General features: G+C 41.1%; 11 protein-coding genes. 10 read left to right on the forward strand and 1 reads right to left on the reverse strand.

Annotated elements, in window-relative coordinates:
* The first annotated feature begins 56 nt into the window (after positions 1-56).
* Positions 57-974, forward strand: coding sequence for a UDP-3-O-acyl-N-acetylglucosamine deacetylase (lpxC, locus tag LRQ06_RS10325; protein ID WP_232766247.1), 918 nt, complete (start codon positions 57-59; stop codon positions 972-974).
* 33 nt (positions 975-1,007) lie between these two features.
* Here the strand turns inward: lpxC and LRQ06_RS10330 are convergent, their stop codons facing one another.
* Positions 1,008-1,478, reverse strand: coding sequence for a DUF721 domain-containing protein (locus LRQ06_RS10330; RefSeq protein WP_232767149.1), 471 nt, complete (start codon positions 1,476-1,478; stop codon positions 1,008-1,010).
* A gap of 291 nt (positions 1,479-1,769) precedes the next feature.
* On the opposite strand from LRQ06_RS10330, the gene secA reads away from it, so the two are divergent.
* The 9 genes from secA (at position 1,770) to LRQ06_RS10375 (ending at position 14,106) form a co-directional block, all read left to right on the forward strand.
* Positions 1,770-4,493 (forward strand): preprotein translocase subunit SecA, encoded by a 2,724-nt coding sequence (gene secA, locus LRQ06_RS10335; protein WP_232766248.1) that lies wholly within the window; start codon positions 1,770-1,772, stop codon positions 4,491-4,493.
* A 101-nt stretch (positions 4,494-4,594) separates the two neighbouring features.
* The gene (mutT, locus tag LRQ06_RS10340) at positions 4,595-4,993 is read left to right on the forward strand and encodes an 8-oxo-dGTP diphosphatase MutT (protein ID WP_232766249.1); all 399 of its coding nucleotides are present in this window, start codon (positions 4,595-4,597) and stop codon (positions 4,991-4,993) included.
* A 112-nt stretch (positions 4,994-5,105) separates the two neighbouring features.
* The gene (dapB, locus tag LRQ06_RS10345) at positions 5,106-5,915 is read left to right on the forward strand and encodes a 4-hydroxy-tetrahydrodipicolinate reductase (RefSeq protein WP_232766250.1); all 810 of its coding nucleotides are present in this window, start codon (positions 5,106-5,108) and stop codon (positions 5,913-5,915) included.
* 480 nt (positions 5,916-6,395) lie between these two features.
* The gene (gene carA, locus LRQ06_RS10350; RefSeq protein ID WP_232766251.1) at positions 6,396-7,535 is read left to right on the forward strand and encodes a glutamine-hydrolyzing carbamoyl-phosphate synthase small subunit; all 1,140 of its coding nucleotides are present in this window, start codon (positions 6,396-6,398) and stop codon (positions 7,533-7,535) included.
* Positions 7,536-7,551: 16 nt separating this feature from the next.
* Entirely contained in the window at positions 7,552-10,776 is a 3,225-nt protein-coding gene (carB, locus tag LRQ06_RS10355) for a carbamoyl-phosphate synthase large subunit (RefSeq protein ID WP_232766252.1), read from the forward strand.
* An 84-nt stretch (positions 10,777-10,860) separates the two neighbouring features.
* Positions 10,861-11,397, forward strand: a complete 537-nt coding sequence (locus tag LRQ06_RS10360) for a cysteine hydrolase family protein (RefSeq protein WP_232767151.1) — start codon at positions 10,861-10,863, stop codon at positions 11,395-11,397.
* A 140-nt stretch (positions 11,398-11,537) separates the two neighbouring features.
* On the forward strand, positions 11,538-11,801 hold the full coding sequence (locus LRQ06_RS10365; RefSeq protein WP_232766253.1) for a DUF5062 family protein: 264 nt from the start codon (positions 11,538-11,540) through the stop codon (positions 11,799-11,801).
* Between the two features lie 309 nt (positions 11,802-12,110).
* The gene (locus LRQ06_RS10370; protein ID WP_232766254.1) at positions 12,111-13,685 is read left to right on the forward strand and encodes a sensor domain-containing diguanylate cyclase; all 1,575 of its coding nucleotides are present in this window, start codon (positions 12,111-12,113) and stop codon (positions 13,683-13,685) included.
* A 40-nt stretch (positions 13,686-13,725) separates the two neighbouring features.
* Complete coding sequence (locus LRQ06_RS10375) at positions 13,726-14,106, forward strand: DUF2750 domain-containing protein (RefSeq protein WP_373054824.1); 381 nt, start codon at positions 13,726-13,728, stop codon at positions 14,104-14,106.
* Positions 14,107-14,241: the final 135 nt, after the last annotated feature.

Raw genomic sequence — 14,241 nt, forward strand, 5'->3', positions numbered from 1 at the left:
TATTTTATGTATAGTATATTGGACTGCGTTTGTAGCACTGATATAGAGGCAAGTAGATGATCAGACAAAGAACTCTGAAAGAAATAGTGAAAACAACCGGAGTGGGATTACACTCAGGTCGTAAAGTGACACTTACTCTTCGCCCTGCAGCTGCAAACACCGGAGTGATTTACCGTCGTACGGATGTTAATCCTCCTGTTGATTTCCCTGTTGCGCCTGAATCCGTTCGAGATACCATGCTATGTACCGCTTTGGTTAACGATGAAGGTATTCGCATCTCTACTGTAGAGCATCTTAATGCAGCCCTTGCCGGGGTTGGGATTGACAATATTATTGTTGAGGTGGATGCACCTGAAATTCCGATTATGGATGGTAGTTCCAGCCCGTTTGTGTTCTTGCTTCAGCAAGCTGGCATTGAAATGCAAAATGCGCCCAAGCGTTTCATTCGGGTGAAAAAAACGATTCGTATTGAGGATGGCGATAAATGGGCAGAATTGCGTCCGTTTAACGGTTTTCGGATGGATTTTGAAATTGAGTTTAATCATCCGGCAATTGATGCCGAGCAGCAACGTATGGTTTTTGATTTCTCCTCCAGTGCTTTTGTAAAAGAAATTTCTCGTGCAAGAACTTTTGGTTTCATGAGAGATATTGAAAATCTTCAGTCACAAAATTTATGCTTGGGTGGCAGCTTTGATTGCGCCATCGTTCTGGACGAATACCGTATTTTGAATGAAGAAGGATTACGCTTCAGAAATGAATTTGTTACTCATAAAATTCTGGATGCAATTGGTGATCTGTATATGAATGGCCATTCGGTTGTCGGTGAATTTAGAGCATATAAATCTGGACATGGATTGAATAATCAATTGTTAAGAGCATTGCTGGCCGATCAGGAAGCCTGGGAATGGGCAACTTATGAGCAAGAATCTGGTTCACCGGTTTCTTTCGCAGACCTGAATACAGTACTGGCTTGATTAATTGATGTGAATTAGTAAAAACCGGAGAAATTATTCTCCGGTTTTTTTGTTTTTGTCTGCAAGTTTTGCAATGTTTTCGAGCCTTGCTCTGACTTTCGGAGTAGCATTAGTTGCAATGCTTTTCAACATATTGGCTGCGTTTTCGGATACTGGCGCTTTTGCTGTTTTTTCCGGCGCTTTTTCTGTCTGATCTGAGCGGTATATTGACGGCTCAATGGTAATATCCAGCCCCATTAGACCGGCATATCCGTTAGCCCGGAGAAAGTTCAGAATTGTGAGTCGTTCGTACGAGACTTTCATTTTTATTGCTGCACTGGCAGCTTGTAAATGGAGGTAATTATTACGAATATTTGCCACGCGGATAAAATCTTCTGTACCTTTGGGTAAAACAGAGCGGATTAGGCTTGTGAGTTGGTGGATCTGCTCAGCATGTTCTTGAATTGTTTTTAGCTTCGATTGAGCTAATAAATCACCAGTTGAGGTTGGACGGTGATCTCGCATCATTCACTCCTATTGAACCGTGAAAAACTCAGGTACAATAGGGATTTTATCATTGTTTCGCCAGAGTGATACAGTAAGTGAGTTTTTCTTTATTCAATTTCGTAATGATATTAAGGAAAAATCAGTGACTAAATCAGACAAAATGAAATTTAGCCTTGAAAAGACCATTAGTTATCACAATATCCGATGTATATGATTTCACTCAGTACACTTAGTTTAAAACTGATAGAGACTGATGGCTTATTATAGATCACAGATGAATGATCTGGGTATAGAGAGAATAATAGTAAAATGTTAACTAAGCTACTGACTAAGATCGTAGGCAGCCGTAATGATCGAACGTTACGACGCCTGAGAAAAATAGTAAAACAGATCAATAATTTTGAACCTACTTTTGAAGCCCTTTCTGATGAAGAATTACAAGCGAAAACCGTTGAGTTTCGTCAGCGATATGAACAGGGTGAAACCTTAGATGAATTGTTGCCGGAAGCATTTGCAACTGTAAGAGAAGCGTCTAAGCGTATTTACGGTATGCGTCATTTTGACGTACAGCTGATTGGCGGTATGGTGCTTAACTCCGCGCAAATTGCGGAGATGCGTACCGGTGAAGGTAAGACGTTAACCGCAACGTTGCCGGCTTATCTAAATGGTATTGCCGGTAAAGGCGTTCATGTGGTTACAGTGAACGATTACTTAGCAAAACGTGATGCGGAGACCAACCGGCCACTTTTTGAATTTTTGGGAATGACCGTCGGGGTCAATGTGCCCGGCATGATGCCTTTGGAAAAACAGGAAGCTTACAAAGCCGATATTCTATATGGGACCAACAATGAATTTGGTTTTGATTACCTGAGAGACAACATGGCTTTCCGTAAGGAAGACCGCGTTCAGGGTGAACGTTTTTTTGCCATTGTCGATGAGGTTGACTCGATCTTAATCGATGAAGCACGGACACCGTTAATCATCTCCGGTCCGGCTGAAGACAGTTCTGAGCTTTATACCCGTATTAATGCGTTAATCCCTAATCTTGAAAAACAAGATAAAGAAGATGATGAAGAGTATCACGGTACCGGCCATTACACCGTCGATGAAAAAGCGAAGCAGGTGTATCTGACGGAAACCGGTCAGGAATACGTTGAAGAACTTCTGATTAAAAATGGTCTGATGAACGAAGGGGATACCGTGTATTCTCCGGCAAATATCGCTTTGTTACATCATGTAAATGCAGCTTTGAGAGCTCACGTCCTATTTGAGCGGAACGTCGACTACATTGTGAATGAAGAAGGCGAAGTGGTTATTGTCGATGAGCACACCGGACGTACGATGCCTGGTCGTCGTTGGTCTGATGGTTTGCATCAGGCGGTGGAAGCCAAAGAAGGCGTTCAGATTCAGAATGAAAACCAGACGCTGGCTTCAATTACCTTCCAGAATTATTTCCGTCTTTATGACAAATTGTCTGGTATGACGGGGACTGCCGATACAGAGGCTTTCGAGTTTCAACAAATTTATGGTTTGGATACGGTTGTTATTCCAACCAATAAACCAATGATTCGTAATGATATGCCTGATATGGTGTATCGTACGGAAGCTGAAAAATTTAACGCCATTATTGATGACATTAAAGAAAAAGTAAAAGCTGGTCAGCCTTGTCTGGTTGGTACCATATCAATTGAAAAATCCGAGTTGTTATCTAACGCTTTGAAAAAAGCAGGCATTAAACATAACGTGCTGAATGCTAAATTCCATGAGAAAGAAGCCGAGATTGTGGCAGAAGCGGGGATGACAGGTTCGGTAACAATTGCAACAAACATGGCTGGTCGTGGTACCGATATTGTGCTTGGTGGTAGTTGGCAGAGTAAAGTTGATTTGTTGGATAACCCAACGGATGAGCAGGTTTCTGACATCAAAGCAGCCTGGCAGGTTGAGCATGATAAAGTGTTAGAAGCCGGTGGTTTGCATATTATTGGTACGGAAAGACACGAATCAAGACGTATTGATAACCAGCTTCGTGGTCGTTCCGGTCGTCAGGGTGATCCGGGTTCAACTCGTTTCTATCTGTCCATGGAAGATGCGTTGTTACGTATTTTTACTTCTGATCGCATGGCGAATCTGATTAAGAGTGGTATGGATGAAGGGGAAGCGATTGAAAGTAAGCTGCTGTCCCGCTCTATAGAAAAAGCTCAGCGTAAAGTTGAAAGTCGTAACTTTGATATTCGTAAACAGTTATTGGAATACGATGACGTTGCGAATGATCAGCGTAAAGTTGTTTATGAACTGCGTGATGAGCTGATAGAAGCGCAGGATATCAGTGAAATGATCGAACAGAACCGCAGCGATGTCTTTACGATAGCTATTGACGAATATATTCCGCCGCAGTCATTAGAAGAATTATGGAATGTGACTGGTCTTCAAGATCGTCTGAAACACGATTTTGATCTGGATCTGCCCATTCAGAACTGGCTTGATGAAGATGACAGTTTGTTTGAAGAAGCGTTGAGAGAAAGAATTCTTGACGAAGCGGTTGCTATTTACAAACAAAAAGAAGAAGTGGTTACGTCTGAAATTTTGCGTAATTTTGAGAAATCCGTAATGTTGCAATCATTGGATACATTATGGAAAGAGCACCTTGCAGCAATGGATCACTTGAGACAAGGTATTCATCTTCGTGGTTATGCGCAGAAAGATCCGAAACAGGAATATAAGCGTGAATCTTTTGAGCTATTTGAGGAAATGCTTGATTCATTAAAATTTGATGTTATTTCTATTCTTTCTAAAGTTCGTGTTCAGCAACAGGAAGAAGTCGAACAGATGGAAGAGCAGCGCCGGATTCAAGCGGAGGAAGCAGCACGTAAAGCACAAACTCAGCATCAACAGGAAAATGCGCTCGTTGATGAAGATGAGCTGCAGGATTCACACCAGCCGATTGTTCGTGGAGAACGTAAAATTGGTCGTAATGATCCTTGTCCTTGTGGTAGTGGTAAAAAATACAAACACTGTTGCGGAAGGATTGCTTAACGCTATGTCGATAAAAAGAGTCGCTTTTTTAAAGCGGCTCTTTTTTTATCCGCTATTTGTCGATAGACTGATTTTATTCTGAGTGAACGATAAGAAATTTAATGAAACGAACTCATATTGTTGCCGCCGTTATTTTTAATGCGGATAAAAGTCAGGTTTATATCACGAAAAGACCCAATCATGTTCATAAAGGTGGGTTGTGGGAATTCCCGGGTGGTAAAGTAGAATCTGATGAAAGTATCGAACAGGCTATGGTTCGTGAACTGGAAGAAGAAGTGGGTATCCGGGTAACCAATCAGTCTGTATTTGAACATCTTGAATTTGATTATTCCGATAAAGCTTTGGTTTTTGATTTTATGCTGGTGACAGGGTTTCAAAATGAACCATTTGGAAAAGAAGGCCAGCAGGGGAAATGGGTTACTATAAACCATCTGGAAGACCATGCTTTTCCGGAAGCAAATATTGGTATTGTAAAGCGGGTTATTGCAGAATTTGCATAATGCGCAAATTGTAGGCTGAAGACATGGCAAGAATTTTGTCAGCGTAGTCGGATAGGTAAGCAGTATGATGTGTGCAAGGCATGTCATTTAGTATCGAATGGAGAAATTGGCAATGGTTAAAATTGCGATTGCAGGAGCCGCTGGCCGTATGGGCCGTAATTTAGTAAAAGCAACTCATCATAATGATAATGCACAGGTTGGTGCTGGTTCAGAAAGGGCAGAATCTTCATTGATTGGTGTTGATGTCGGTGAATTATGTTCTGAAGGCCGTCTTGGTGTTTCTTTGGTTGATTCATTAGAGGGGGTGATTGATAACTTTGACGTCATTATCGATTTTACGGCACCTCAAAGCACCTTATCAAATCTGGAATTATGTAAAAAATTTAAAAAGAAAATTGTTATTGGTACAACAGGTTTCAGCGATGAAGAGCGCTCTTTAATTGATGAAGCTGCGAAAGAAATTCCGATTGTTATGGCTCCAAACTACAGTGTCGGCGTGAATCTGGTTTTCAAATTATTGGAAAAAGCAGCGAAAGTGATGGGGGATTACTGTGATATTGAAATTATCGAAGCTCACCATCGACATAAAGTGGATGCCCCTTCAGGTACTGCTATTGGAATGGGAGAATCCATTGCCGGTGCGATGGGCAACAAATTAAGTGATGTGGCTGTTTATGCCCGCGAAGGTATTACGGGCGAAAGAAGCCGCGATGAAATTGGTTTTGCAACGATTCGGGCCGGAGACATTGTTGGTGAGCATACTGCTATGTTTGCTGATGTCGGTGAACGAGTCGAAATTTCACATAAAGCAACGGATCGTATGACGTTTGCTAACGGTGCTGTAAAAGCTGCCGTGTGGTTGAGTGATAAACAACCGGGTTTTTATTCAATGACCGATGTACTTGGATTAAATGAACTTTAAATAATTATGCGCTAACGTTTGTTAGCGCATTTTTCTTTTTCTTTTTGTCGTTTATGATCTTTACTTCGTTTTTTTCCAAAAATAAGCTTCACTTTAATTACTATTAAGCTAAGTTTTTATAAAAAAGCGAATAAAACCCATAAAAAAGTATATAAATCCTCCTACGATATCGATTACTTCCTCACCATTTCTGTATATTTCTTTTCTTTCTGCTGTCTGAATGATTATTTTTCATAATGTTGAGTATAAAATCATCAAATATGGCTGTTAAATATAGTCTTTTATTGTGTTTTATTGCTCATTGAGGATAAGTCACTAAAAAAAACACTTTCTTTGATAGCGAATGTTGACACTAATCACGGTAATCTCTAAAATAAATCCAATTTGTCCTAAGTACGCTATGACAGCAATGAATAGCGAAAAGGAAGGCAAATTTGCAGTTTAATTTACTTTTTTTGCATTTTTATTCTGGAGGTTGTCTTGAGTAAGTCAGCACTGTTAGTCCTAGAAGATGGGACAGTGTTCCACGGGGTGTCCATTGGCGCAGATGGGGTTTCCGTTGGTGAAGTCGTTTTTAATACCTCGATGACGGGGTACCAAGAAATCCTCACTGATCCTTCCTATTCCCAGCAAATCGTAACTCTCACTTATCCCCATATTGGAAACACCGGAACCAATTCCGAAGATGAAGAATCTTCTGCTATTCATGCTCAGGGGTTGATTATTCGGGATCTTCCGTTAGTCGCTTCAAATTTTCGTTCTGAGCAATCTTTGTCTGAGTATCTTTCCGCAAATAATGTTGTCGGTATTGCAGACATCGATACAAGAAAGCTGACCCGTATTTTGAGAGAAAAAGGGGCTCAGAATGGCTGCATTATGGCCGGTGATAATCTGGATGAAGCATTGGCGTTGACCAAAGCAAAAGAATTTCCGGGTCTTAAGGGAATGGATCTTGCCAAAGTTGTCACTACAAAAGAAGCTTATGAATGGAAACAGGGTTCCTGGTCTCTTGAAGGTGGTTTACCTCAGGCTAAAGAGGACAGCGAGCTGCCTTTCCATGTCGTTGCATACGATTTTGGTGCTAAACGTAATATCCTGAGAATGCTTGTCGATCGTGGTTGCCGCCTGACGGTTGTACCGGCAGAAACGTCTGCAGAAGATGTTCTGGCTATGAATCCGGATGGTATCTTTCTATCAAATGGACCGGGCGATCCGGAACCATGTACTTACGCTATTGATGCAACAAAAACCTTCCTAGATAAGGGATTGCCAGTGTTTGGCATCTGCCTGGGACACCAGATACTGGCGTTAGCATCCGGTGCAAAAACCATAAAAATGAAATTTGGTCATCACGGTGCTAACCATCCGGTGAAAGATTTGGATCGTAATGTTGTCATGATTACCTCTCAGAACCATGGCTTTGCTGCGGATGAAACGTCTTTGCCTGAGAATTTAAAAGCGACACATAAATCTTTATTTGATGGTTCATTGCAGGGTATCCACCGTACGGATAAACCGGCATTTAGTTTCCAGGGGCACCCGGAAGCAAGCCCTGGTCCACATGATGCGGCTCCGCTTTTTGACCATTTTATTGAACTTATTAAACAACACCGCGCTTAATCCGGAGTAGTAGACAATGCCAAAACGTTCAGACATAAAAAGTATTCTTATTCTAGGTGCGGGTCCTATTGTTATCGGTCAGGCGTGTGAGTTTGACTATTCAGGTGCTCAAGCCTGTAAAGCACTTCGTGAAGAAGGGTATCGGGTGATTCTCGTTAACTCGAATCCTGCGACTATCATGACCGACCCTGATATGGCGGACGCTACCTACATTGAGCCAATTCAGTGGGAAGTGGTGCGCAAGATCATTGAAAAGGAAAGCCCGGATGCCATTCTGCCTACAATGGGTGGCCAAACTGCACTGAACTGTGCTTTGGATCTTGAAAAACATGGTGTCCTGAAGGAATTCGGTGTTGAAATGATCGGAGCGACTGCGGATGCTATCGATAAAGCCGAAGATCGTTCCCGATTTGATAAGGCAATGAAATCAATTGGTTTGGCATGTCCAAAAGCGGATACTGCTAAGACAATGGAAGAAGCTTACAAAGTGTTAGACATGGTCGGCTTCCCATGTATCATTCGTCCTTCTTTCACTATGGGTGGTACCGGTGGCGGTATCGCATATAACAAAGAAGAGTTCGATGAAATCTGTCACCGTGGTTTTGATCTGTCACCGACGCATGAGCTTTTAATCGATGAATCTCTTATCGGTTGGAAAGAATATGAGATGGAAGTGGTTCGTGATAAAAACGACAACTGTATCATCATCTGTTCAATCGAAAACTTCGATCCAATGGGTATCCATACCGGTGACTCAATCACGGTTGCTCCGGCGCAGACACTGACAGATAAAGAATATCAATTGATGCGTAATGCATCTCTTGCTGTATTACGTGAAATCGGTGTTGAAACGGGTGGTTCAAATGTTCAGTTCGGTATTAACCCGAAAGATGGCCGTATGGTTATCATTGAAATGAATCCTCGGGTGTCCCGTTCATCCGCTCTGGCATCTAAAGCAACCGGATTCCCGATTGCAAAAGTCGCAGCCAAACTGGCTGTTGGGTTCACGCTTGATGAGTTAATGAACGACATTACCGGTGGTGCAACACCTGCATCTTTTGAACCGACAATCGATTACGTTGTGACTAAGATCCCTCGTTTTAACTTCGAAAAATTTGCCGGTGCGAATGATCGCCTGACGACTCAAATGAAATCTGTTGGTGAAGTAATGGCAATTGGTCGTAACCAACAGGAATCCTTACAAAAAGCGTTGCGTGGTCTGGAAGTTGGTTCATACGGCTTTGATGAAATTGTAGACCTGAGCTCTCCGGATGCAATGACCACGATCCGTCATCAACTGAAAGACGCCGGTGCCGAACGTATCTGGTACATTGGTGATGCGTTTCGGGCAGGAATGACCGTTGAAGACGTCTTTTCTCTGACTGCCATCGACCGTTGGTTCCTGGTTCAGATTGAAGAAATTATCAAACTGGAAGCAGAGCTTCACACTGCCGGTTTTGCCGGTCTGACAGCGGATGTTCTGCGTAAACTGAAACGTAAAGGCTTTTCTGATGCCCGCCTGTCTAAACTGGTTGGTGTGGCTGAAAGTGAAATCCGTCGTTTACGTGATCAGTTCAGTATTCATCCTGTTTATAAACGTGTTGATACCTGCGCTGCTGAATTTGCGTCAGATACTGCTTATATGTATTCATCTTATGATGAAGAGTGTGAAGCGAATCCGACGGACCACGATAAAATTATGGTACTGGGTGGCGGTCCTAACCGTATCGGTCAGGGTATTGAATTTGATTATTGCTGTGTACATGCTTCGCTGGCATTGCGCGAAGATGGTTATGAAACTATCATGGTTAACTGTAACCCTGAAACGGTTTCAACTGACTATGACACCTCTGACCGCCTGTATTTTGAGCCGGTTACACTGGAAGATGTATTGGCAATTGCCCGGGTAGAAAAACCGAAAGGTGTAATTGTTCAGTATGGTGGTCAGACGCCTTTGAAACTTGCCCGTGCTCTTGAAGCGGCAGGTGTACCAATCATTGGTACCAGCCCGGATGCCATTGACCGAGCAGAAGACCGTGAGCGCTTCCAACAGGCAGTTGAACGTTTAGGCTTGCTTCAGCCAGAAAATGCGACCGTTACAACGATTGAATTGGCCATCGAAAAATCCAAAGAAATTGGTTTCCCTCTGGTTGTCCGCCCTTCCTATGTTTTGGGTGGACGAGCAATGGAAATCGTGTATGACGAAGCGGATTTGCGTCGCTACTTTAATGAAGCGGTCAGTGTTTCAAATGAATCACCTGTGCTTCTTGATCATTTCCTTGATGATGCGGTTGAAGTCGATATCGATGCTATCTGTGATGGTGAGCGTGTTGTTATCGGCGGTATCATGGAGCATATCGAACAGGCGGGGGTTCACTCTGGTGACTCAGCATGTTCTCTTCCGGCTTACACACTGAGTAAAGAGATTCAGGATGTAATGCGAGAACAAGTTGAGAAGCTTGCTTTTGAGCTTGGTGTTCGTGGCCTGATGAACACTCAGTTTGCCGTGAAGAATGATCAGGTTTATTTAATTGAAGTAAACCCTCGTGCAGCACGTACTGTACCGTTTGTGTCTAAGGCGACTGGCGCTCAACTTGCTAAAATTGCTGCGCGGGTGATGGTTGGACAGTCTCTGGAACAACAAGGCTTTACTAAAGAAATCATTCCTCCGTATTTTTCGGTAAAAGAAGTAATGCTACCGTTTAATAAATTCCCGGGTGTTGATCCTTTGTTAGGGCCTGAAATGCGTTCAACCGGTGAGGTTATGGGCGTTGGTTATACTTTTGCTGAAGCTTTTGCAAAAGCGGAACTGGCTTGTGGTAATGTTTATCCGGAAGGAGGGCGTGCTCTTCTTTCTGTTCGTGAAGGCGATAAGCATCGTATTGTGGATGTGGCGAAAAAACTTCTGGAACTGGGTTACCAGCTTGATGCGACACATGGAACGGCGGTTGCTCTTGGTGAAGCGGGGATCAACCCTCGTCTTGTGAACAAGGTTCATGAAGGGCGTCCACACATTTTAGACCGGATTAAAAATAATGAGTACTCTTACATTATTAATACTGCGGCAGGACGTCAGGCGATTGAAGATTCTAAGGTACTTCGTCGCGGTGCTTTGGTTGAGAAAGTCAATTATACGACAACCATCAATGCCGCTGTTGCAACCTGTATGGGTCAGAAGACGGATCCAAAATCATCCGTTATCTCGGTTCAGGAAATGCACGCGAAAGTGAATGAAGCTTAGTGAAAAGCTGGCAAACCAATAGTAAGTCAAGGCCTGCTAAGAAGTAGGCCTTTTTGTTTATGTTTAATTTGCTAGGGGGAAATGATGAAATCAGCGGTACTGATTATTGATGTGCAGAAGGGCCTGTTTGACACTCAACCTGGTCCATTTGAAAGTGAAGAGGTGATTGAACAGATAAATACAGTCACGTCATGGGCTCGTTCTAATCAATATCCGGTTATTTATGTTCAACATGAACTGGATGATTCAGTTCTGGAATATGGAAGTGATGGCTGGCAGTTGCAGAGTGATTTAGTAACAGAAGATGGAGATTTGTTTATTCGTAAAACGACACCAGATTCTTTTTTAAGAACAGATTTGGCAATGGTACTGGAACATCAGAATATTGATCACCTTATTGTATGCGGTTATGCATCCGAATTTTGTGTTGATACCACGGTCAGAAAAGCAGCGGCATTAGGTTATCAGGTAGACATTGTTTCCGATGCTCATACGACACACGATAAAGAACATGCATCCGGTGAGCAAATTCGCACCCATCATAATGTAACACTACCGAATATTACCAGTTTTGGTGTGGCGATTTCGGCCGTTAGTGCCACAGACATTGTTAATCGCTGATGATGCCGACGGATGAAATTATGTTTATGTGTTGTACATCACTTTTAATAAATAATTGCAATGATAGTTCTCAATATGGATGAAAAACAGAAAGTGTAATATATACTAACTATATGATTTAAATGAACTATGGTGAGCATATGTCGAAAACAGCTAAAATCGTTAATGAAGATAAACTATTTAAAAAGGCATTAGAAGTCGGCTGTAAAATGGCTGAAATGCAGGGATATAATCTTGCTTCGAATGCGTCACCATCGGTTAAAGCGAAAGCGTTATATCTGTTCCTGGTTGAAGTTAAACAGATTACACCTTTACCGGCAGATAAATTAGATGGGAAAAGCATTAAAAAACGTTTGGCTCTGTGGATTCACAGTGCTCTGCCCGATAATGACCCTCTGAAATAGTTTTGGGTTTATTCTGATATATACGCTGGCTTGGTTGAATTTATTGGCTGAGTCGCGTTGAAAGAAGACGAATGGTAAGGAGGACTCTATTTTTTAGCCGAAAACAGAATTATCTAAGCATGTCTTTGAGTGGCAGAATGTTTTTTTGTTTCTTATACTCAATATTTAAAATTTAATATTTTGTATTAATGAATCATCATGGATAATTATACCCTCTTAGAAACGTTAGTCATCATGGTTGGTATCAATGCGATCTTCACTTATGCTATATCCGGTAACATTGATCTTGATGTCGCGAAGCGTTGGCGAATGTCTTCTATCCTCATCTTTTTTGGTTGTATCTTATTATTATCACAACGTTATTTTAATTATTATTGGATAACAATAATACTGTCTAATGGTTTTCTTTTATTTGGTTTTTATTATCAGGTTTCAACAGCGTTGTGTTTTGAAATAAAGAAAATTCCTTATGAAAATTTTGTTGTTTTATCTATTTTAATATTATATGGAGTCGGATTCTATTATTATACCTTTATAGATTTTAATACAATGTTTAGAGTGTTGATTGTTTCTATTATCTCTTTTATGTTGTATTTCTTTTCTATCGCATGTATTTTTCAAAAAAAAGGTTTGTTTTTAAGTTTAATTTCTAAAGAAATTTGGATGTTGTTTATTTTTTCCTGTGCTTTTTATCTGGTAAGAATAACGATAACAATTGCTGAATATCTTTCTGATTACAGACTTCATTCTTTATTTGATAAGGATGTTTTAACCAGTCTTACGTTCATTTTTTTAATTGTCTATAATACCATTTTTTTAAATGGTATGTTTAATGCTACTTTGAGAGATAAGAACAGACTGCTTAAGCAAGATAAAAATCGGTTTACACATCTTTTTGAATTTTTAAATGATACGGCAAAGCATCTTGATTTACAGGGATTGTATAAATCCATTGAATCCATATTAAGAAAGTCATTTGGTGTCCCATCAGGAGCGATTTACCTGAAAGATGAAGGTCATGGTGAGTACTCCCATACGATGGCATATCTTTTTAATGAACTGGAGTTGCCAATTAATCAGGTCAAAACCTTTAAGATGGGAGAAGGGCTGTCAGGGAAAGCTGTTGAGCAGGAAAAAGTCATCATTATTGATATTGATAGCTACCCTAATAAAGAGCTTGCTGAAGATTATAAAAGTAAGGGGGTATCTCACATGGTGAGTATTCCTTTAATAGCATCAAATGAAATTATTGGCGCAATCACTATTGTTTATTCTATTGATGAAATCAAAAAAGAATTATTTGATAAGAAGTTCCTTCTCTATCTAGGTGAACAAATATCGTTAGTTTTACATAATGCAATTTTATATAATAAGTTGTCAGGATTGGCGAATACAGACTTTCTCACCGGGCTTTATAACCGGAGAAAAATTCAGGAATTATTTCATATTGAAGAAAAAAGATTCAAACGGAATAATAAAGCGTTAACCATTGCGCTAATTGACTTAGATCACTTCAAAATAGTTAATGATACTTATGGTCATGAGTGCGGTGATGAGGTTTTAAAATGCATGGCAAATGCGTTGAAAAAATCCTGTCGTGATACAGATTATATTTGTCGTTGGGGGGGCGAAGAATTTTTAATTATATTTGTCGAGACAACACTTGCTAATGCAAAAATTGCGTCAGAAAGAATCCTGACTGTTTTTTCCACAACCACCATTGAATGTACACAAGACACTTCGGTGACCGCCAGCATAGGACTTGCTCAGAAAAACTGTGTGGATGAAACATTAGATGAGTTGACAATCAGAGCGGATAAAGCGTTGTATGAAGCGAAAAGTAATGGCCGTAATCAGGTTCGTTGTTCTTACCCTTATGAATGATACCAACAGTAATTTACCAAAGAAAAAATAAAGGCACATAATGACTGATAATATTTCCCGGGAATCGATTCCTGCAGATCCGACAGAGCGTATGAACTGGTTTTTCAATCGTGTGACAAAGGAACTGAAAATTTGGTTATTGGTTGATGAGCATGGCAGTGTCCTGCTCACTGCGGATGATGAAGATTGTGTGCCGGTCTGGCCTACTCAGTCATGTGCTGAACAGTGGGCTACGGAGGAGTGGGAAGGGTTTACTACAGAAGCGATCTCGGTTTCCAAATGGAAGAGCCGCTGGACAATGGGACTGGAAGAGGATGATTTATCAGTGATTGTTTTTCCGGATCAACAAGGGGAAGGGATTGTGTTGTATCCGGAGGAGTTTGAATTTGAGCTGACCAAAAGAGAGTCAAAACGACGCTGATACTCTGATGGTAAAGTAAGGGAGCATACAGCTCCCGATATGAATGTTTGTCTATCCGTTGTTGGAGAACTATTTCTGTATCTCTTTTCGTTTTTGTGTACCATCAACATTGATTTTTTTCTTTCCATTTTCAGA

The organism is Vibrio salinus, assembly GCF_021272385.1.
Taxonomy (GTDB): domain Bacteria; phylum Pseudomonadota; class Gammaproteobacteria; order Enterobacterales; family Vibrionaceae; genus Vibrio; species Vibrio salinus.